The following is a 19,740-nucleotide window of genomic DNA, read 5'->3' as shown; positions in this document are numbered from 1 at the left end:
GACGCAGCGGCGCGGGCTCCGCTCAGGTGGAGAGGTCACCGAGCCGGACGAGCTCGCGGAACTCGGGGCTCGTCTCCTGCAGCCCGGCGAACGTGCCCTGGCCGATGATCCGCCCCTGGTCCATCAGCACGATCTGATCGCAGCGCTTGACCGTGGAGAGACGGTGGGCGACCACGATGACCGTGATCCGGCCGCGCAGCGACTCGATCACCTCGGTGACCCGGCGTTCCGTGAGGTTGTCGAGGGCCGACGTCGCCTCGTCGAGCACGAGGAGGCGGGGGCGCCGGAAGAGCGCGCGCGCGATGCCCAGGCGCTGGCGCTGGCCGCCGGAGACGCCCACGGCCCCTTCGCCGATCACGGTGTCCAGGCCGTCGGGGAGCTCGTCCAGCCACTGGCCCAGCTGGGCTTCGCGCAGCACGCGCTCCACCTCGGCCCGGTCCGCCGTCTGGGTGGCCTCGACGTCCAGGAGCACGTTGTGCAGCACCGTCCCGTTGACCACGGTGACGGACTGCGGGACGAACGCCACGTTGTCCCACCAGCCGCGCGGGTTGGCCCCGAGCTCCACCCCGTCCACGTAGACCCCACCGCGCTGGGCGTGGTGGAAGCCGATGACCAGGTCCACCAGGGTGGTCTTGCCGGCACCGCTGCCGCCCACGAAGGCGTACGAGGAGCCGAAGGGGATGCGCAGGTCGATGTCGCGCAGGACCGGTTCGGCCTTGCCGGGGTAGGTGAAGGACGCGTCCCGCACCTCGATGGACTCCTCGAACGTGATGCGCTCGTAGGGCCGGTCCGCCGCGTGCAGGACCGGCTGCGCGGCGGCGAGCTCCGCCGTCGTGCGCTCGAAGGCCGGCCAGGAGGTGCGGATCTCATTGGTGGTGGCCATGAGCGCGGCCATGGACGGCAGCACGCGGAAGCCGGCCATCGCGAGCAGGGCGAGCGAGCCGAACGCCTCCCCGCCGCGGCCCTGGATGAAGGCCACGGCCACGAGCGCCGCGATGGCGGCCACGAAGGCGACCTCGAGCACGTAGCGCGGCATCATCGTGAGGATCATCTTGAGCCGCGTGGCTTCGGCGCTCTCCATGCGGGCCGCGCGGTACTCCTCCATGAAGGCCGAGTCGTTGCCGCGGATCTTCACGTCCTTGTAGTTCTCCAGGCCCTGCAGCGCCGCCGTGTTGGCCCGCTCCCCCGCGGTCACCAGGGTCCAGCCCAAGCGGGAGGCCGGGCGGCGGATCACGGTCTTGATCACCCAGGCGACGGCGAGGAAGTACAGGGCCATCCCGAGCCCCGTCAGCGGCATGGCGACGCCCACCACGACCGCCACCGCGACGAGCGTCACGGCCTCCGTGAGGAACGTGACAGACGCGTTCACCACGCCCGTGTAGGCCATGCTGGAGGTGCCGGTGACGTTGTTGACCAGGGTGCCGACCGTGCGCGTCAGGTGCAGGCCGTAGTCGGCCCGCAGGTAGTAGCGCAGCAGCGTGGCGGACGTGCGGATGAGGTTCTGGTTGGTGAACCCCATGGTCCACCAGCGGAACGCGAGCACCAGGATCGCCTTGAGCAGGAAGGCCAGCACGATCACGACGGCGAAGGCCACCGTCTGCTCCGGCACCGTCACGGCCCCGAACCGGGCCAGCAGCCCCTCGAGCGCCGGCGAGCCCAGCTCCCCCGAGGTCAGCAGGTTCACCAGCGGGAGGATCGAGGCGAGCGCCACCATCTCGAGGCCGGCCACGAGGACGGACCCGAGGACCACGAACACGAGGCGGATCCGCATGGGGCGGTCCACCAGGTACTGCGTTCCCTCGGGCAGCCGGGCTTTGAGGAGTCGGGTCAGCACGCCGCCCATCCTAGGGGCCGGGTCTGGATCCGCTTAGAACGCCCCGTACACCCGGGCGGTGTTCTCGCCCACCGCGCGGGCGAGGGCCGCCACGTCGTCGCCGCGCGTCTCCGCCATGCCCCGCAGCGTCAGAGGGACCAGGTAGGGCGCGTTGGGGCGGCCCCGGTGCGGATGCGGCGTGAGGAAGGGCGCGTCCGTCTCCACGAGCAGCAGCTCGGCCGGGGCGGTCCGCAGCGCCTCGCGCAGCTCGTCGTTGGCCTTGAAGGTGACGGGGCCGGCGAAGGACATGTGCCAGCCGTGCTCGGTGCACGTGCGGGCCAGATCGGGGCCGCCGGAGAAGCAGTGGAACACCACGTGCGGGGGCAGCCCGCCGTCGGCCGCCTCCTCGAGCAGGATCCGGACGACGTCGTCGTGCGCGTCCCGGTCGTGGATCTGCAGGGCCGTACCGAGTTCGCGGGCGAGTCGGATGTGCCGGCGGAAGGACTCCTGCTGCGCCGCGTGGCCGGCCTCGTCCTGCGTCCGGAAGTAGTCGAGGCCCGTCTCGCCGACGGCGCGCACGCGGGGGTGGCGGGCGAGCTCCGCGATCTGCGCGAACGCCTCCTCGAACTCGCCGCGCTCGGCCAGGCGGGCCGCGTCGTTGGGGTGCAGCGCCACGGCCCCGAGCAGGCGGGGCTCGGCCTCGATCGCCGCGATCGTGAACCGGGCCGAGGCGACGTCGCAGCCCACCTGGACCGCCCCGGTCACGCCCACGGCCTCCGCCGCGTCCATCGCCTGGTGGACGTCCACGCGGACCAGGCCGTCGCGGAAGTCGAGGTGCGTGTGGTTGTCCACGACGGGCGCCGGCAGCGGCTCGGGTGCGGGCGGGTACTCGAGGCGCCGCCGACGTCCCGACTTCTCCTCGTGGGCGTCCCGGCGCGGGCCGCCGTCGTCGTCCGGCTGCTGGGCGGGGGCGCGGTAGGCGAGGGGGGTCTCGGATGCGTGGGCCATGCACCCCACTCTAGGGAGCCGAGCCCGCCCCCCCGACACGCCTCGGGGGCGGTATCGGGTGGTATCCGACGTGGATACCACCCGATACCGCCCCCGGAGGGCACGGATCGGCGGAGAGGTCAGGCCTTCGTGGCCGCCCACGGGTCGGCGATGCCGATGTACTGCACCGAGGTGTACTCCTCGATGCCCTCGGCGCCGCCCTCGCGGCCCAGGCCCGACTGCTTCACGCCGCCGAACGGCGCGGCCGGGTTGGAGATGACGCCCACGTTGTAGCCCATGAGGCCGAACTCGATGCTCTCGGCCACGCGGTACATCCGGGCCTGATCCTTCGTGAACACGTAGGAGGCGAGGCCGTACTCGGTGTCGTTGGCCATCTCGATGGCCTCCTCCTCGGAGGAGAAGGTCACGATCGGGGCCACGGGGCCGAAGATCTCCTGCTGGAGGATCGGGTTGCCCTTCTCCACCTTGATCGCGGTCGGCGCGTAGAAGTAGCCGTCGCCCTCGATCTTGTGGCCGCCGGTGAGCACCTCGCCGCCGGCCGCCACGGCGTCCTGGACGAGCTGGTCGATGTCGTCGCGCGCGCCCTCGTCCACGATCGGGCCGAGGGTGGACTCCGGGTCGGTGCCGCGCAGGGGCTTGAGCGCCTCGAGCTTGGCCACGAACTTCTGCGTGAACTCCTCGGCCACGTCCTCGTGCACGAGGAAGCGGTTGGCGGCGGTGCAGGCCTCGCCCATGTTGCGCATCTTCGCGGCGAAAGCGCCCTCGACGGCGGCGTCCAGGTCCGCGTCCTCGAAGACGATGAGCGGGGCGTTGCCGCCGAGCTCCATCGAGGTGCGCAGCACGTTGTCCGCGGCGTCCTTCATGAGGCGCACACCGACCGGCGTGGAGCCGGTGAAGGACACCTTGCGCAGGCGCCGGTCCTGCAGGATCGGGCTGGAGATCGACGAGGCGGAGGAGCCCGCGACGACGTTGAGCACGCCCTTGGGCAGGCCGGCCTCCTGCATCACCTGCGCGAACAGCTGGGTGGTCAGCGGGGTCAGCTTGGCGGCCTTGAGGACCATGGTGCAGCCGGCGGCGACGGCGGGGCCCACCTTGCGGGTGGCCATGGCCAGCGGGAAGTTCCACGGGGTGATCAGCAGGCACGGGCCCACCGGGCGGTGGTGGACCTGCATGCGCAGGGTGCCCTCGGGCACGGTCAGGGTGCGGCCGTAGTGGCGGCCCGCCTCCTCGGAGAACCAGCGCAGGAAGCCGTTGCCGTACGTGACCTCGCCGCGGGCCTCGGCGAGCGGCTTGCCCATCTCGAGGGTCATCAGCAGCGCGAAGTCCTCGGCGCGCTCGTTGATCAGGTCGTAGGCGCGGCGCAGGATGTCGGCGCGCTCCTTGGCCGGGGTGCGGGCCCAGTCGGCCTGCGCGGCGCAGGCGGCGTCGAAGGCGGCCATGGCGTCGTCGGAGTTCGCGTCCTGCAGGCTCGCGATGACCTTGCCGGTGGCCGGGTCCTTCACCTCGAAGGTCTTGCCGGAGGAGGCATCGCGCCACTCGCCGTCGATCAGCAGGCCGGTGGGGACGGACTCCAGCAGCGCCTTCTCGCGCTCAGCGGTCACGGTCATGATGCACCTCTTTCGGGGTCGGTGGTCGGAGGCGGCACGCCCCGCGTCCCTCAGGGGAACGGGTGGACGGCCACGGCTATTCCGACGCCGTCCGGCGGCGGTCGGCAGCGGCTCCACGGCTGATCCTAGCCAGGCCCCGGGGCCGCGCCATCGCGCATGAGCATCTGTGTAGCCGGGGACGTGTCAGCCCCGGGCCGCGAGCACCGCCTGGTAGAGCTCCCGGCTCCGCATCCCGTGGGCTCCGGCCACCGCGGCCACGGCCTCCTTGAGCCGGGTGCCGGACTCCACCAGCACCGCCACCTCGGCGACGGCGTCCGCCTCGGACGCCTCGCCCTCAGCGCCGGGCGCGGCCGGCCCGATCACCAGCACGATCTCCCCGCGGATCCCCTCCCCCGCGTGCCGCTCCGCAGCCCAGGCATGCACCTCGGCCGCGGTGCCGCGCACCACCTCCTCGTGCAGCTTGGTGAGCTCGCGGGCCACGCACACCGGCCGCTCCGCACCGAGGACCTCCACGACGACGGCCAGCGCGTCCGCCAGACGCTGTGGCGACTCGAAGGCGACCACGGTGCGTGCCTCGGTCAGCAGGGAGGTGAGCCATCGCCGTCGTTCCCCGTCCTTGCGAGGGACGAAGCCGTCGAAGGCGAACCGGTCCGTCGGCAGGCCGGAGAGGGCGAGCGCGGTGGTCACGGCGGAGGGGCCGGGCGCGCAGGTCACGGGCAGCCCCGCGGACACCGCGGCCGCCACGAGCCGATAGCCCGGGTCCGAGACCGTGGGCATGCCCGCGTCCGAGACCACCGCCACCGTGGCACCGCCCCGCACCTGGTCCAGCAGCCCCTGGGTGGAGGCCGCCTCGTTGTGCTCGTGATGGGCCACCACCCTGCCCGCCGGGGTGACGCCCAGTCCGGCGCACAGGCGCCGCGCGGTCCGGGTGTCCTCGGCGGCGATCACGTCCGCCTCCGCCAGCAGCTCACGCAGGCGCGCGGACGCGTCCCCGAGGTTGCCGATGGGGGTGGCGGCCAGGACGATGCGGCCCTCGGGCATGGGACGACCTTTCGACGGACGGACGGCTGCCCCGAGCCTACGGCCCCGGTCACCGTGCACGTCTCGCCGTCCACCCGTCCCCCTAGCATGGAGCCCGTGCCCGCCACCGCCCTCGCCCCCCGCCCCGCCGCCGTCGCGGTCGACGACGGCCCCTTCGGCGCCGCCGCCCTGCGCGCCCGCCTCGGGGTGAGTGCGGCACCCCTGACGCGGTGGCACTGGATCCTGCCGCTGCTGGTCACGGTGATCGCCGGCGTCCTGCGGTTCACGAACCTGGCCCACCCGGACCAGCTGATCTTCGACGAGACCTACTACCCCAAGGACGCCTACTCCCTCCTGGAGTCCGGCTACGAACGGCGGTGGGACGAGGACGTCAACGACGCGTTCGCGCGCGGCGAGGCGGAGCCGCTCGAGGGGGCCGCCTACGTGGTGCACCCGCCGCTGGGCAAGTGGCTGATCGGCCTGGGCATGCTCGCGTTCGGCCCGGACAACGGGGTGGGCTGGCGGTTCAGCGCCGCGGTGGCCGGCACGCTGTCCGTCCTGCTGGTCGCCCTCGCCACGCAGCACCTGCTGCGCTCGGTGTCCCTGGGCGCGGTCGCCGGGCTGCTGCTGGCCGTGGAGGGCCACCACCTGGTGATGTCCCGCATCGGGCTGCTGGACATCTTCCTCTCGTTCTTCGTGCTCGCGGCCTTCGCCGCCCTGCTGGCGGACCGCGTCCACGGGCGGCGGCTGCTCGCGGAGCGGCTCGCCCACGACGTCGCCCGGTTAGGACGCGACGCCCTGGCCAGCGGGCCGTGGCTCGGCTGGCGCCCGTGGCGACTGCTCGCAGGCGTGCTGCTGGGCGCCGGCTGCGCCGTGAAGCTCTCCGGGCTGGCGTTCATGGCGGCCTTCGGCCTGCTCACGGTCCTGTGGGACATGTCCGCGCGCCGGACCGCCGGGGTGCGGCACTGGGCGTGGGCCGGCGTCGAGAAGGACGGCCTGTACGCGTTCGTGGCCGTGGTGGGCGGCGGCCTGGTCGCCTACCTGGCCTCGTGGACCGGCTGGTTCGTCACGGAGGGCGGCTACTACCGGGACTGGCACCGGGACAACCCGCCGGAGGGCCTGCTCGCCGGGCTGGTCCCCGGTCCGCTGCGCTCCCTGTGGCACTACCACGTGGAGTCCACGACCTTCCACCAGGGCCTCACCAGCCCCCACGACTACGCCGCCAACCCGTGGACCTGGCCGTTCATGGGCCGGCCCGTGAGCTACTACTACGAGGGTGCAGAGCCCGGCGAGGGGATCTGCCCGGCGGACGCCGCGGGCGCGTGCTCGGCGGCCATCACGGACATCGCCAACCCGTTCGTGTGGTGGACGGGCCTGGCCGCCGTCCTCGTGTGCGTGTGGCTGCTGGTGCGCCACCGGGACTGGCGGGCTGGCGCCCTGCTCAGCGCCTACGTGGCCGGGCAGCTGGTGTGGTTCCTGTGGCCCGAGCGGACCATGTTCTTCTTCTACACGATCGCCTATGAGCCCTTCCTCGTGATGATGATCGCCCTGGCGCTCTCGCTGCTGCTGCGGCCGGGCCGCCGGCCCGGGCCCCGCTGGGGCTCGGCCCTGGTGCTGGCGTACGTGACGATCGCCGTCGCCGTGTCCCTGTTCTTCCTGCCCGTGTGGATCGGCGACGTCATCCCGTACGACCAGTGGCGCTGGCGGATGTGGTTCAGCAGCTGGATCTGACGGCCGCGTCGCGGGCGCGGGTGTGCCCGAATGCGCGCCGCACGTCCGAAAATGGATACGCTCGGACCGTGCAGAACCAGAGCCCCGTCCATGAGTCCGCCACCGAGCTCGTCGGCATGCCGCCGGCGGACTCCAACATCACGGACCTGATCGTCGCCTCCTGTGCCGATCGGCCGGACGCCCCCGTGTACGCCCAGCGCAACGGCGCGGGCGGCTGGGTGGACGTCCACTTCACCGCGTTCCTGACCCAGGTGCGCGCCGTGGCGGCCGGCCTCATCGCCCACGGCGTCCAGCCCGGGGACCGGGTGGGCCTGTTCTCCCCCACCTCCTACGCGTGGGCCGTCCTCGACCAGGCCGTGTGGTTCGCCGGCGCCGTCTCCGTGCCGATCTACGAGACCTCCTCCGCCCACCAGGTGGAGCACATCGTCACGGACTCGGGGCTGCGGGTGGTCGCCGTCGGCAGCGAGGAGCTCGGCGAGCGCGTCGCCGAGGCCGCCGGGCACGCGGGCGTGGACGTGGCGACGTTCCCGCTGACGGACGCGGGGCTGGCGGAGCTGGCCGAGGCCGGCGCGTTCGTGTCGGACGACGCCGTCGAGCACGCCCGCTCGCTGGCGACCCTCGCCAGCCCCGCCTCGATCGTCTACACCTCCGGCACCACCGGCCGCCCGAAGGGCGCCGTGATCACGCACGGCAACTTCGTGGGCGCGGCCATCAACGTGCTGCACTTCGCGCGCGAGGTGGTCCAGTGGTCCCCGGAGACGACGACGTCGCGCACCCTGCTCTTCCTCCCGCTGGCCCACGTGCTCGCCCACGCCGTCCAGGTCATCTGCCTCTACGCCCGCATCCAGGTGGCCCACTCCGGTTCCCCGGCCACACTGCTCGGCGACCTCGCCTCCTTCCACCCCACGTGGCTGCTGGCCGTGCCGCGCGTGTTCGAGAAGGTCGAGGCCGGCATCGAGGCCAAGGCCCAGAAGAGCGGCACCGGGCCGATCTACGCGGCCGCCAAGCGCACCGCCATCGAGTGGTCCACGGCCGTGGACGAGGCCGAGTTCGGGGACGGCCCCGGGCCCTCGGCCCTGCTGCGCGCCCGGCGCGCGCTGTTCGACCGGCTGGTCTACCGCAAGATCCGGGAGGCCCTCGGCGGCGAGGTGATCTCGTGCGTGTCCGGCGCGTCCGCCCTCTCCCCGGAGCTGGTGCACTTCTTCCGCGGCGCCGGCATTCCGATCGTGGAGGGCTACGGCCTCACGGAGACCACCGCGCCGGCCACCGTGAACATCCCCGGCGCGCACCGCGTGGGCACCGTGGGCCTGCCCGTGGCCGGGGTGACGGTGAAGATCGCCGAGGACGGCGAGATCCTCATCCGCGGCCCCGTGGTGTTCGACGGCTACCACGGCATGCCGAAGGCGTCGGCGGAGGCGATGGAGGACGACTTCTTCCGCACCGGGGACATCGGCGCGCTGGACGAGCACGGCTTCCTGCGGATCACCGGCCGCAAGAAGGACGTGATCATCACCGCCGGCGGCAAGAACGTGTACCCCACGCCCATGGAGGAGGCGCTGCGCCAGCACCGGCTCATCGAGCACGTCGTGGTGGTCGGGGAGAACCGCCCGTTCGTGGGCGCCCTCATCACCCTGGACACCGAGGCCTTCACCCAGTGGGCCCTGGACCGCGAGCTCAGCCTCACGCCGGCCGAGGCCGCGACGGACCCCACCGTGCTGGCCTCGATCCAGGAGGCGGTGGACCAGGTCAACGAGGGCGTCTCCCGCGCCGAGTCCATCCGCCGCTTCCGCATCCTGGACCACCCGTTCACCGAGGATTCCGGGCACGTCACCCAGTCCCAGAAGCTCAAGCGGACCCAGGTGATCGAGGACCACGCCGAGGACGTCGAGGCCCTCTACCGTCGCTGACCCCGCCCCCGGACGATGACGGGCCGGGAGGACGCCTCGTCCTCCCGACCCGTTCCCGGTGCCGTCCGGCGGCGGTCAGCGCACCACGGCGTCGTCCTCCCGGGCCCAGCGCAGACGGGTGCGCAGCAGCTGCTCGCGGCGGTCCGCGCTCAGCTCACGACGGCGGCGCGTGGGCCACGTGAGCACGAGCGTCACGAGGGACGCCAGCAGGGTCACCAGCCCGACCACCACGGCCGCGTCCACCCAGAACTGCTGGGGGTAGAGACGGATGAGGGCGTCCCGCACGGAGAACGTCCACGTGCCGTCCGCGAAGAACAGCGAGTGGAACCCGGCGAAGAACGTCTCCCAGCCCAGCACCGCCAGGACCGCGAGCGCGATCACCGCGAGCGGCAGCCACACGGCGCCGGCGAACAGGGCGCGGCGCACCCCGCCGGGGCTGGTGCGCAGCAGGGACGCGATGAGCAGGGCGCACACCACCACGAGCACCACGAGCGCCGCGGCGGCGATCCACAGCACGGTCTTCACATCCGTCATGTGGTCGACCTCGACCTCGGTGAAGAGCGGCGCGCCCTGGTGCGTGAGGCTGCTGAGATACCGCGGCCCGGCCAGGTTGGTCACGTAGTCCAGCCCGGCGGAGCCGTAGTGCATGCGGTCGGCGAGGGTGAAGCCGAACCGGTCCGCGGGGAACCCGGGCCGGTGGTACTCCAGCCACAGGAACACCGGGCTCGCCACGAGGCGGACGGTGGCCAGCAGCAGGGCGAGCGGGGCGAGGATCGCCAGCAGCACCTGCGCCAGGCGCGGGCCCGCCTTGGGCAGGCGCGCGCGCTCCTCCGGCGTGGGGCCCTGCAGGGCCGCCGCCTGGGCCACGGGGGCGGCCGTGCCGTCCTCGGGGTAGCGGTCAACCGGGGCGGCGGCACTCGACCCCGCCGCGCGGGCCCCGACGGCGGCGCTCAGCGGGCCGAGCTCGTCGGCGCCGGGCAGCGGCCGCCGGCCGCCCTCGGGCACGGCCCGGGAGGCGACGATGTCGCGGTCGGCGTCCGCGGCCGGGCGGCCGGCGGTGTGCTGGTCCGCGGCCGCCGCGTCCCCGCCGCGCAGCGCGGCGAGGTCCTCGGGGCTGAGCGCCGAGGTGTGCTGGGCGCCGCCGTCGTCGTCCCGGCCCATGGCGGGCAGCGCCTGGGTGCGGTTAGGGTCGTCTGCGGCGTCGTCCTCGACGAACGCGCCGTAGTCCAGTCCGGAATCGAAGTCCTCCGCCCCGGCGCGCTCGTCGCGCCCGCGGCCGGCCTGATGGGAAGCCATGCTCGTGCCTCTCTCGAGTGGGTCCGTCCGCCCGCGGGCGCCGGGGATCAGTAGCGGTAGTGGTCGGCCTTGTAGGGGCCGGCCACGTCCACGCCGAGGTACTCGGCCTGGGCCTTGGTCAGCTCGGTCAGCCCGACGCCGAGGGCGTCCAGGTGCAGGCGGGCGACCTTCTCGTCCAGCACCTTGGGCAGCGTGTAGACGCGCTTCTCGTAGTGGTCGCCGGTCAGGGCGCCGGTGCCCGTGGAGCCGCCGAAGAGCTCGATCTGCGCCATCACCTGGTTGGTGAAGGACGCGCTCATCACGAACGAGGGGTGGCCGGTGGCGTTGCCGAGGTTCAGCAGGCGACCCTCGGAGAGCACGATGATGCTGCGCTCGGCCTCCGTGCCGCCGTCCAGGGTCCACTCGTGGACCTGCGGCTTGATCTCCGTCTTCACGACGCCGGGGATGCGGGCCAGGCCGGCCATGTCGATCTCGTTGTCGAAGTGGCCGACGTTGCCCACGATGGCCTTGTCCCTCATGGCGGCCATGTGCTCGGCCATGATGATGTCCTTGCCGCCGGTGGTGGTGACGAAGATGTGGCCCTCGCCCACCACGTCCTCGAGGCGGGCCACCTGGTAGCCGTCCATCGCGGCCTGCAGCGCGCAGATCGGGTCGATCTCCGTGACGATCACGCGGGCGCCCTGGCCGCGCAGGGCCTCGGCGGCGCCCTTGCCGACGTCGCCGTAGCCGCAGACCACGGCCACCTTGCCGCCGATCAGCACGTCCGTGGCGCGCATGATGCCGTCCGGCAGGGAGTGGCGGATGCCGTACCTGTTGTCGAACTTGGACTTCGTCACGGCGTCGTTCACGTTGATCGCCGGGAAGAGCAGGCGGCCCGCCTGCGCCAGCTGGTAGAGACGCAGCACGCCCGTGGTGGTCTCCTCGGAGACGCCGCGCAGGGTGCCGGCGGTCCGGGTCCAGTGCTGCGGGTCGCGGGCCAGCGAGCGACGCAGCGTCTCGAGGATGATCCGGTACTCCTCGGGGTCCTCCTCGGTGGCGCTGGGCACGGCGCCCGCGGCCTCGAACTCGACGCCCTTGTGCACCAGCAGGGTGGCGTCGCCGCCGTCGTCCAGGATCATGTTGGGGCCGCGCTCCGGATCCTCGTCCGCACCCGGCCAGGTGAGGATCTGCGAGGCGGTCCACCAGTAGTCCTCGAGGGACTCGTTCTTCCAGGCGAACACGGGCACGCCCTGCGGGTCCTCGGGGGTGCCGGCGCCCACGACGACGGCGGCGGCGGCCTCGTCCTGCGTGGAGAAGATGTTGCAGGAGGCCCACCGGACCTCGGCGCCGAGGGCGGTGAGGGTCTCGATGAGCACGGCGGTCTGCACGGTCATGTGCAGGGAGCCGGCGATGCGGGCGCCCTTCAGCGGCTGGGTCTCCCCGTACTCCTCGCGCAGGGACATCAGCCCCGGCATCTCGTGCTCGGCCAGGCGGATCTGGTGGCGGCCCGCCTCGGCCAAGGACAGGTCCCGGACCGTGAAGTCGAACGAGGCACCGGGCACGGTGGTGCGGTTGGCGAAGGCCGGGTCGACGTCGGGGGTGCGGAACTCTGCGGAGGTCTCAGTCATGCCCTCCAGCCTAGCGATGCCCCGGACGGCACGACACGTGCCGCGTCAGTCCCCGTCACGCACCACGCGCAGCCCGGGGCGGGCCGGCGGGGCGGCCATGGGCCGGGTGGGGACCGTGCGCACTCCGCCGTCCGCGTCGAGGGCCTCGTAGTGCTCGGGCAGCTCCAGCCGCAGCACCTCCCAGCCGCGCGGGGCCGTGGTGCGCCGAGCGTGTTCGCCGCAGAGGTCGTACGTGTGCGGCTCCGCCCGGCGCGACAGGGGCCCGATGACCACCTGCGAGTCCGCGTAGTTGTACGTCAGCGTGGCCAGGGCAGGGCTCTGGCATCCGGTCTTGCTGCAGCGTCGCATGGGTCCCACGCCCGTCACCCTACTCGGCGGACGGCCCGGGGCGGTGGCCTACCATGGCGCGCATGACCGCGCCCGCCGCCTCCGATCCCCTCGACCCCCTGCCGTTCCGGGCGGGCGACGCCGCGGGGGCCGAGCCGGGCGTCGAGGGCGGCCCGGCCGAGGCCGGCGTCTCCTCCCCCGCGGGGCGCGGCGGCCGGGACCGCCGTGGCCGAGGGCTGCGGCATCCGCGCCCGTTCGGTGCGCGCTCGGAGCGGGGCCGGGGCGAGGCGCTGCTGACCGCCGTCGAGAAGGCGGTGGACCGGCTGGGCTCCCTGGACGCGCCCGGGCTGCGGCACGTGACCGCGCGGGTGGAGCGCATCCCGGACCGGCTCGACGAGCGGCTGCGCGAGCTGCACGCCGGCCGGGAACGGGATGAGGAGGCGCTGTTCGCGCGGGCCGAGCGGCAGGGCCGGGACGGGGTGCTGATCACCCTGTTCGAGCGGCCGCTGCGGGACGCGGCCGACCCGGCCGACCTCGAGGGGGCCGTCTACGGGGTGGCGCTGAGCCGTTGCGCCGACGCGCTGGGCGTGGACCCGCAGGTGCTCGACCCCAGCTGGGGCCGCGGCTGAGCCCGGGCCGGGCGGTCCGCACCGGGCACCGCGCCCGGTGGACGGGCGCCGCGCGTCAGGCGCGGGCGCGGCGCAGGCGGCGACGCTCGCGCTCGGAGAGCCCGCCCCAGATGCCGAAGCGCTCGTCGTTCGCCATGGCGTACTCCAGGCACGCGTCCTTGACGGTGCAGGCCTCGCACACACGCTTGGCGTCCCGCGTGGAGCCGCCCTTCTCCGGGAAGAACGCCTCGGGGTCCGTCTGCGCGCACAGGGCGTCCGCCTGCCAGGCCAGCTCGCCCTCGACGGGCTCGGTGGTCACGCCCGGGATGGCGGCCCAGTCCTGGGAGACGGGCGCGGCCTCGACCGGACGCGCGTCACCGGGGAAGAGGGCGGTGACGGTGGCGGCCGGGGTGCCGGTCTCGCCGTCGAGGTCGTGGGCGGTGAGGAAGGCGGTCGCCTGATCCTCGAGGCTCGCGCCGGCGACGCCGGCCTGCGGGTCGGCGGGGTCGAGGAACCAGTCGCTGGGGACGCTCCGCGGACGAGGCGCCGGCGCGGGATCGGCGCGGTGCGCGTCCTCGACTCGCTGGGTCTGCTCCATGTGTGACGCCTCTTCCCGGGATCGACGTGGCGGCTGTGGGCCGGGTGACAATGCGGTCCGCGCGGGTGCCGGGCAAGCCGGCGGGCCCCTCCTGGCGGGACCGTTGGCCCGGGTTCATTACATCGGTGTGATTCATGCCGAGTCAAACCGAGCGGGTGCCACACTGGGCCCATGGTCTCCCTCTCCGCACCCCGGTCCACCGGCCCCCTCGTGCTCCGCCTCGCCTCCTCCCCGCGGCCCGCGCTCGTCCAGGAGCCGGGGGCCCCGGACGAGCCCGGCGCGGTGGACCAGCGCATCGAGCTCTCGGGCCGCGTGACCGTGAACTGGGCCGCCAAGTTCGCGGGCCTGCTCGGCGCCGAGGGCATCGGCGCGGGCGACGCCGTCGCCCTGGACCTGCCCGTCCACTGGCTCTCCCACGCCCTCGCCCTCGGCGTGCTCTGCGCCGAGGCCGAGCCCGCCCTCGAGGGCGACTCCCCCGCCGCCGTCCTCACGGACCGGCCCGAGGCGTGGCCGGACCCGTCCGTGGCCGTGTTCGCCGTCGCCCTGCCGCGCGGCCTCGAGCCCGAGTTCGACGGCCCAGCCGTCGACCCGGCCGTCGTAGACGTGGCCGCCGAGATCCGCGCCCAGCCGGACGCCCTGCCCGGCCCCGTGGACCACGTGCGGCCCGCGTCGATCCCGGCCGGGGCCGACGTCGCCCCGGACGACGACGGCCCGCGCCCCCGCCTGACGTGGGCGGGAGTGCGGGCCGCGCTGGAGGCGTGGGACGCGGGCCGGGCGGTGACCGTGCGCCCCTGACGGGGCGGCGGGGTCAGGCGGGGACGCTCAGACCCCGGCGTCGGGGGCGCGGTGCCGGCCGTGCGGAGGCAGCTGGTCCTCGCGCAGCACGGGCATCTGACCGGTGATGATCGCGAGGTCGTTGGCGAAGCCGGGCTCCACGTCCAGCTTCTCCTTGAACACCCAGAACCGGTAGGCGAAGTAGCGGAACACGGTGCCGAAGAACAGGCCGATCACGTTGCCGGCGATGAACAGGCCGGTCGGGTCGGTCACGCCCAGCAGGTACTGCGCGATCGCCACGCAGCCGGCCTGGATCCCCAGCCCGATCGCGTTCATGATCAGGAACATCACGAGCTCGCGCGTCTTGTTCGAGGAGCGCTTGTCCCGGAACGTCCAGTAGCGGTTGGCGACCCAGCTGAACAGGGTGGCGACGACGCCGCCCACGATCTTGGCCTTGACGTTGGACCCCTCGAGCGGGCCGGTCATCATCCACCAGAAGACGAGCGAGTCCACCACGAACGCGGCCGCACCGACGGTGCCGAACTTGGCCACCTCCCGCCACAGCAGGGAGACCATCCCGGTCAGGCGGCCCCAGAGATCGGACAGCATGGGCGTGGACTCCTCTGGTTCGGGACGGGGGTGTGCACGCGGGCCGGACCCGCGCAGGGCTGGGGAACACTGTAGCCGCGCCCCCGGCGCGCGACCTCCTCGGATCCGGCGTCGGCCGCCCCTCCGTGACGGAGTTCTCAGCCGGTCCGACTACCCTGTCCGGGTGACTTCCCCTCGACTCGGTGTGATCGGTGGCGGGCAGCTGGCCCGCATGATGGCGGGCGCCGCCGCGGAGCTCGGCGTGCCCTTCCGCGTGCTCGCGGAGGCCCCGGACGCGTCAGCGGCCCAGGTCGCCCCCCACGTGGTCGGCGACCACGCGGACCTGGCGGACCTGCGTGCGTTCGCGGCCACGGTGGACGTGGTCACCTTCGACCACGAGCACGTGCCCACCGAGCACCTGCGGGCCCTGCAGGAGGCCGGCGTCGCCGTGCGCCCCGGCCCCGAGGCGCTGCAGCACGCCCAGGACAAGCTGGTCATGCGCGCCGCCGTCGAGCGGCTGGGCCTGCCGAACCCGGCGTGGGCGCCGGTCGATGACCTCGAGGCCGTCCTCGCCTTCGGCGACGAGCACGGCTGGCCGATGATCCTCAAGACCGCCCGCGGCGGCTACGACGGCAAGGGCGTGCTCACGCTCGACGACGCCGACGACGCCCGCGCCTCCGCCGCGGACGGCACCCTGGCCGCGTGGCTCGGCGCCGGCATCGCCCCGCTGCTGGCCGAGGCCCTCGTCCCCTTCTCCCGTGAGCTCTCCGCGCAGGTGGCGCGCACCCCCTCCGGTGAGGTGGCCGTCTACCCCGTCGTCGACTCGGTCCAGGTGGCCGGCGTGTGCGACCTCGTGGTCGCCCCGGCCCAGGACCTCGACCCGGCCGTCGCCGCGGCCGCGACCGCCGCGGCCGTCCGCCTCGCCGAGGAGCTGGACGTCACCGGCATGCTCGCGGTCGAGCTGTTCGAGACGCCGGGGGTCGGCCCGGGCTTCCAGGTGAACGAGCTGGCCATGCGCCCCCACAACTCCGGCCACTGGTCCATGGACGGCGCCGTCACCGGCCAGTTCGAGCAGCACGTCCGCGCCGTGCTCGACCTGCCGCTGGGCGAGACGACCCCCCGCGGGGCCGGCGTCGTGATGAAGAACGTCCTCGGCGGCGCCCGCGAGGACCTGCACGCCGGCAGCGTCGCGGCCCTCGCCGCCCACCCGCAGGCCAAGGTCCACCTCTACGGCAAGGACGTGCGCCCGGGCCGCAAGGTCGGTCACGTCAACGTCGTCGCGGACCACGGCCTCAGCCTCGAGGAGGCCGTGCGGACCGCCGAGTCCGCCGCCGCACTCCTGCGCGACGACGCCCCCACCACCGGCACCGAGACGGAGGCCCGCCCATGACCGCCACGCCCCAGACCCCCGCCCAGCCCCTGCAGGACGACGCCCCGGTCGTCTCCGTCGTGATGGGCTCCGACTCCGACTGGCCCGTGATGAGCGCGGCCGCCGAGGCCCTGCGCGAGCTCGACGTGCCCGTCGAGGTCGGCGTGGTCTCCGCGCACCGCATGCCCCACGAGATGGTGGAGTTCGGCGCCCGCGCGCACGAGCGCGGCATCCGCGTGATCGTGGCCGGCGCGGGCGGCGCGGCCCACCTGCCCGGGATGCTCGCCGCCGTCACCCCCCTGCCCGTGATCGGCGTACCCGTGAAGCTCAAGAGCCTGGACGGGATGGACTCCCTGCTCTCGATCGTCCAGATGCCCGCCGGTGTGCCGGTGGCCACCGTCTCCATCGACGGCGCCCGCAACGCCGGCCTGCTGGCCGCCCGCATCCTCGCCTCGGCCGACACCGCGGAGGGCGACCGCCTGCGCGCCGCCCTCGCCGAGCACGCCGACGAGCTCAACGCCCAGGCCCGGGCCAAGGGGGCCCGCCTGCGCGAGCGGATGGCCGCCGACCGCTGATGTCGTCCGCCACCGGATCCGTGCCCGCCGGTCACGCGCAGCCCGACCCGCTCCGAGATCCACGCGTCGCCTCCCCCACCGAGCGCACCCGCCGGGCGCTGATCCTCACCGCCCTGACCCTGCTGGTCCCCGGCGGCGCCCAGCTCGTCGCCGGCAGCCGCCGGCTCGGCCGCGTGGCGCTGCGGGTCACCGTCACCGTGTGGGCCGTGCTGATCCTCGGGCTGCTGTGGTGGCTGGTCTCCCGCGCGAGCCTGATCTCGCTCATGGCCCGGGACGGCGTGCTGCTCGGGCTGGCGGTGGTCCTGGCGGCGCTGGCGGTGGGCTGGGCGGTGCTGTGGGTGGACACGTTCCGGCTGATCCGGCCGCACCTGCTCGCCCCCGGCGCGCGGAAGATCACGGCGGCGGTCACCGCGCTCGCGCTCGTGCTCACCAGCGGCGCCCTGCTCTACGGCGGCTGGGCGGCGAACACGAGCCGCGGGGCGCTCGGCGAGGTCTTCCAGGAGGGGCCGGCCGTCCCGGAGGCCGAGGGCCGCTACAACATCCTGGTCCTGGGCGCGGACGCCGGCGAGGGCCGCCAGGGGCTGCGCCCGGACTCCATGCACGTGGTCTCCGTGGACGCCCGCACCGGCGCCATCGTGATGTTCTCCCTGCCCCGCAACCTCCAGAACGCGCCGTTCGTCGAGGGCTCCCCACTGTGGGACGTGTACCCGAACGGCTTCGACTGCGGCGACGAGTGCATCCTCAACGCCCTCTACACGGACGTGGAGGAGCATCACGCAGACCTCTACCCGGACGCCGAACACCCCGGCGCCGAGGCCATGAAGGACGCCGCCGGCGGCATCCTCGGCCTGGACGTCTCCGGCTACGCCCTCATGGACATGGGCGGCTTCGCCCAGCTGATCGACGCCATGGGCGGGGTGGACGTCGTCAGCGGCGGCTACGTGGTGCACCGCGGCGTCCGGCCCGACGGCGCCTGGGGCAACATCTGGTGGGAGCCGGGCACCCACCACTTCAACGGCGACGACGCGCTCGCCTTCGCCCGCTCCCGGCACTGGTCCACCGACTATGCCCGCATCCGCCGGCAGCAGTGCATGCAGGCGGCGATGCTGGAGCAGTTCAGCCCCGCCACCGTGCTCACCCGCTTCGAGGGGATCCTCGCGGCGGGCGAGCAGATCGTGACCACCGACCTGCCGCAGTCCCAGCTCGGCACGTTCGCGGACCTCGCCGAGCGCTCGCGCGGCCAGAAGATGCGGCGGCTGACCATCGGCCCGCCCGACTTCGGCGACACGGGCACCCACTTCACCACCTACCCCGACTACGACCTCGTCCACCGCCGCGTGGACGAGATGCTGGCCGCCGAGTCCGCGACCGCCGGATCGGAGCCGACCGGGGTCTCGGCGACGCCGTTGCTCACCGTGCTGGCCGTCGTCGCGCAGGAGACGGAGGCCCCCGACGTCGACGAGGACGACCCGGCCACGTGGCCGGCCCCGCCGACCCGCTCCGACGGCGAGCCCTTCACCGCCGAGGACCTGATGACGGCCGAGGACCTGGGCCAGGAGGACGTGCTGAACCACGCGTCCTCGACGAACGGGCTGTGCGTCCCCGCCCCGTGAGGCGCGACGCGCGGGCCGACGGGCTGACCTAGGCTGGGCGCATGCACGTCCTGAAGCCCGTGATCCGTGACTACGCCTGGGGCTCCCCCACGCTCCTCGCCGACCTGCAGGGACGCGAGCCCACCGGCCGCCCCGAGGCCGAGCTGTGGCTGGGCGACCATCCGGGCGCCCCGTGCGTCGCCGTCGTGGCGGACGGCGCCCACGTCGGCCTGGACGAGGTGGTGGCCGGGGACCCCGAGCACTGCCTCGGGCCCGCCGCACCGGAGGGCCGTCTGCCCTTCCTGATGAAGCTGCTCGCCGCGGGCGCCCCGCTGTCCATCCAGGCGCACCCCACCCTGGAGCAGGCCCGCGCGGGCTTCGCCGCGGAGGAGGCCGCCGGCGTGCCGGTCGACGCCCCGGAGCGCAACTACAAGGACGCGAACCACAAGCCGGAGATGCTGCTCGCGCTGACCCCCTTCTCGGCGATGTGCGGCTTCCGCTCCCCCGAGGTCTCCTCGGACAGCTTCGAGGCCCTGGCCCGTGCCCTCACGGAGCGGGCGGACGGGGACACGTCCGCCGTCGCCATCGCCGCCGCCCGGATCAGCCAGGCCCTCGCCGCCGGGGACCTCGAGGACGCGTTCACCTCGATCCTCGACCCGGACTCCGTGTGGGGCGCCCCCGGCGCCGTGGCGCAGGTCGTGGACGTGCTGCGGGCTGCGCCGGACCTGGCCGAGCGCGACCCCTCGCTGGCCACGGCCCTCGAGGCCGCCCAGCACCACCCGGACGACCCCGGCGTGGTGGTGGCCATCCTGCTCAACCGCGTGGACCTGGCCCCGGGTCAGGCCATCCATCTGCCCGCCGGCAACGTGCACGCGTACCTGCACGGGCTGGGCGTGGAGGTCATGGCGGCCTCGGACAACGTGCTGCGCGGCGGACTCACCCCGAAGCACATGGACGTGCCCGAGCTGCGCCGCGTGGTCACCTTCGAGGCGCTGCCGGTGCCCTCCACCGAGCCCGAGCGCGTGGCCGACTCCGTGGTGGCCTTCCGCCCGCCGTTCGAGGAGTTCGAGCTGCTCCAGGCCACGCTCGAGGACGACGCCGTCCACGGGCTCGACGTGCACGGGCCCGGGATCGCGGTGGTCACCCGCGGCACGGCGAGCCTGGCCCTGGCAGGCCAGGAGATCGAGCTGGGCCCGGGCGAGGCCGTGTTCCTGCCCGCAGCGGAGACGGCGTCCGGCCCGCTGGCCGTCCGCGCCGCGGCCGGCGCCCCGGCGACGGTGCACGTGGCCGGCCTGCCGCGGGGCTGAGCCCGGCAGACCG

General features: G+C 73.9%; 17 protein-coding genes. 8 read left to right on the top strand and 9 right to left on the bottom strand.

The window, feature by feature from the left end; genetic code table 11:
- Positions 1-22: 22 nt before the first annotated feature.
- The 4 genes from G6R13_RS08930 to rsmI all read right to left on the bottom strand — a co-directional run bounded on the left by G6R13_RS08930 (position 23) and on the right by rsmI (position 5,469).
- The gene (locus tag G6R13_RS08930; protein WP_240335728.1) at positions 23-1,843 is read right to left on the bottom strand and encodes an ABC transporter ATP-binding protein; all 1,821 of its coding nucleotides are present in this window, start codon (positions 1,841-1,843) and stop codon (positions 23-25) included.
- A 24-nt stretch (positions 1,844-1,867) separates the two neighbouring features.
- Positions 1,868-2,821: a TatD family hydrolase gene (locus G6R13_RS08925; RefSeq protein WP_095353433.1), complete on the bottom strand. Its 954-nt coding sequence runs from the start codon at positions 2,819-2,821 to the stop codon at positions 1,868-1,870.
- A 119-nt stretch (positions 2,822-2,940) separates the two neighbouring features.
- Positions 2,941-4,428, bottom strand: a complete 1,488-nt coding sequence (locus G6R13_RS08920; protein ID WP_095353432.1) for an NAD-dependent succinate-semialdehyde dehydrogenase — start codon at positions 4,426-4,428, stop codon at positions 2,941-2,943.
- A 183-nt stretch (positions 4,429-4,611) separates the two neighbouring features.
- A complete protein-coding gene (gene rsmI, locus G6R13_RS08915; RefSeq protein ID WP_095347423.1) occupies positions 4,612-5,469 on the bottom strand; it encodes a 16S rRNA (cytidine(1402)-2'-O)-methyltransferase in 858 nt (285 codons plus the stop codon).
- 96 nt (positions 5,470-5,565) lie between these two features.
- Here rsmI and G6R13_RS08910 point away from each other — a divergent pair, with 96 nt between their 5' ends.
- Together G6R13_RS08910 and G6R13_RS08905 are read left to right on the top strand one after the other, a co-directional pair.
- A complete protein-coding gene (locus G6R13_RS08910; RefSeq protein ID WP_163721467.1) occupies positions 5,566-7,179 on the top strand; it encodes a phospholipid carrier-dependent glycosyltransferase in 1,614 nt (537 codons plus the stop codon).
- A gap of 68 nt (positions 7,180-7,247) precedes the next feature.
- Positions 7,248-9,086 (top strand): AMP-dependent synthetase/ligase, encoded by a 1,839-nt coding sequence (locus G6R13_RS08905; protein WP_095353429.1) that lies wholly within the window; start codon positions 7,248-7,250, stop codon positions 9,084-9,086.
- Positions 9,087-9,161: 75 nt separating this feature from the next.
- Here the strand turns inward: G6R13_RS08905 and G6R13_RS08900 are convergent, their stop codons facing one another.
- Genes G6R13_RS08900 through G6R13_RS08890 form a run of 3 tightly spaced genes read right to left on the bottom strand, consistent with a single transcriptional unit; the run spans position 9,162 to position 12,337 of the window.
- Positions 9,162-10,382: a TIGR01906 family membrane protein gene (locus tag G6R13_RS08900; RefSeq protein WP_095353428.1), complete on the bottom strand. Its 1,221-nt coding sequence runs from the start codon at positions 10,380-10,382 to the stop codon at positions 9,162-9,164.
- Between the two features lie 47 nt (positions 10,383-10,429).
- Complete coding sequence (gene ahcY / locus G6R13_RS08895) at positions 10,430-11,989, bottom strand: adenosylhomocysteinase (protein WP_240335727.1); 1,560 nt, start codon at positions 11,987-11,989, stop codon at positions 10,430-10,432.
- 45 nt (positions 11,990-12,034) lie between these two features.
- Complete coding sequence (locus G6R13_RS08890; RefSeq protein ID WP_010079302.1) at positions 12,035-12,337, bottom strand: DUF3499 family protein; 303 nt, start codon at positions 12,335-12,337, stop codon at positions 12,035-12,037.
- Between the two features lie 62 nt (positions 12,338-12,399).
- Between G6R13_RS08890 and G6R13_RS08885 the strand changes: the two genes are divergently transcribed.
- Positions 12,400-12,945 carry a hypothetical protein gene (locus tag G6R13_RS08885; protein WP_240335726.1) on the top strand — a complete coding sequence of 182 codons (546 nt, stop codon included), beginning with the start codon at positions 12,400-12,402 and terminating at the stop codon, positions 12,943-12,945.
- Between the two features lie 55 nt (positions 12,946-13,000).
- Here the strand turns inward: G6R13_RS08885 and G6R13_RS08880 are convergent, their stop codons facing one another.
- Positions 13,001-13,522, bottom strand: a complete 522-nt coding sequence (locus G6R13_RS08880; protein ID WP_020628241.1) for a WhiB family transcriptional regulator — start codon at positions 13,520-13,522, stop codon at positions 13,001-13,003.
- Positions 13,523-13,693: 171 nt separating this feature from the next.
- Here G6R13_RS08880 and G6R13_RS08875 point away from each other — a divergent pair, with 171 nt between their 5' ends.
- Positions 13,694-14,317, top strand: coding sequence for a hypothetical protein (locus G6R13_RS08875; protein WP_020628242.1), 624 nt, complete (start codon positions 13,694-13,696; stop codon positions 14,315-14,317).
- A gap of 27 nt (positions 14,318-14,344) precedes the next feature.
- Here the strand turns inward: G6R13_RS08875 and G6R13_RS08870 are convergent, their stop codons facing one another.
- A complete protein-coding gene (locus tag G6R13_RS08870; protein ID WP_095353426.1) occupies positions 14,345-14,905 on the bottom strand; it encodes a GtrA family protein in 561 nt (186 codons plus the stop codon).
- Positions 14,906-15,068: 163 nt separating this feature from the next.
- On the opposite strand from G6R13_RS08870, the gene G6R13_RS08865 reads away from it, so the two are divergent.
- The 4 genes from G6R13_RS08865 to manA are packed head-to-tail and all read left to right on the top strand — an operon-like array spanning position 15,069 to position 19,727.
- On the top strand, positions 15,069-16,274 hold the full coding sequence (locus tag G6R13_RS08865; protein WP_163721465.1) for a 5-(carboxyamino)imidazole ribonucleotide synthase: 1,206 nt from the start codon (positions 15,069-15,071) through the stop codon (positions 16,272-16,274).
- Positions 16,271-16,828: a 5-(carboxyamino)imidazole ribonucleotide mutase gene (gene purE / locus G6R13_RS08860; protein WP_002854497.1), complete on the top strand. Its 558-nt coding sequence runs from the start codon at positions 16,271-16,273 to the stop codon at positions 16,826-16,828. The genes G6R13_RS08865 and purE overlap by 4 nt, the downstream gene beginning before the upstream one ends.
- Positions 16,828-18,441 (top strand): LCP family protein, encoded by a 1,614-nt coding sequence (locus G6R13_RS08855; RefSeq protein WP_163721463.1) that lies wholly within the window; start codon positions 16,828-16,830, stop codon positions 18,439-18,441. The genes purE and G6R13_RS08855 overlap by 1 nt, the downstream gene beginning before the upstream one ends.
- Positions 18,442-18,482: 41 nt before the next feature.
- Entirely contained in the window at positions 18,483-19,727 is a 1,245-nt protein-coding gene (manA, locus tag G6R13_RS08850; RefSeq protein ID WP_163721461.1) for a mannose-6-phosphate isomerase, class I, read from the top strand.
- Positions 19,728-19,740 lie beyond the last annotated feature (13 nt).

The organism is Micrococcus sp. Alg238-R198, assembly GCF_900537135.1.
In the GTDB taxonomy this organism is placed as follows: Bacteria; Actinomycetota; Actinomycetes; order Actinomycetales; family Micrococcaceae; genus Micrococcus; species Micrococcus luteus.
Note: the sequence above shows the minus strand (reverse complement) of the source record. Positions and strands in the feature narration are given on the sequence as shown.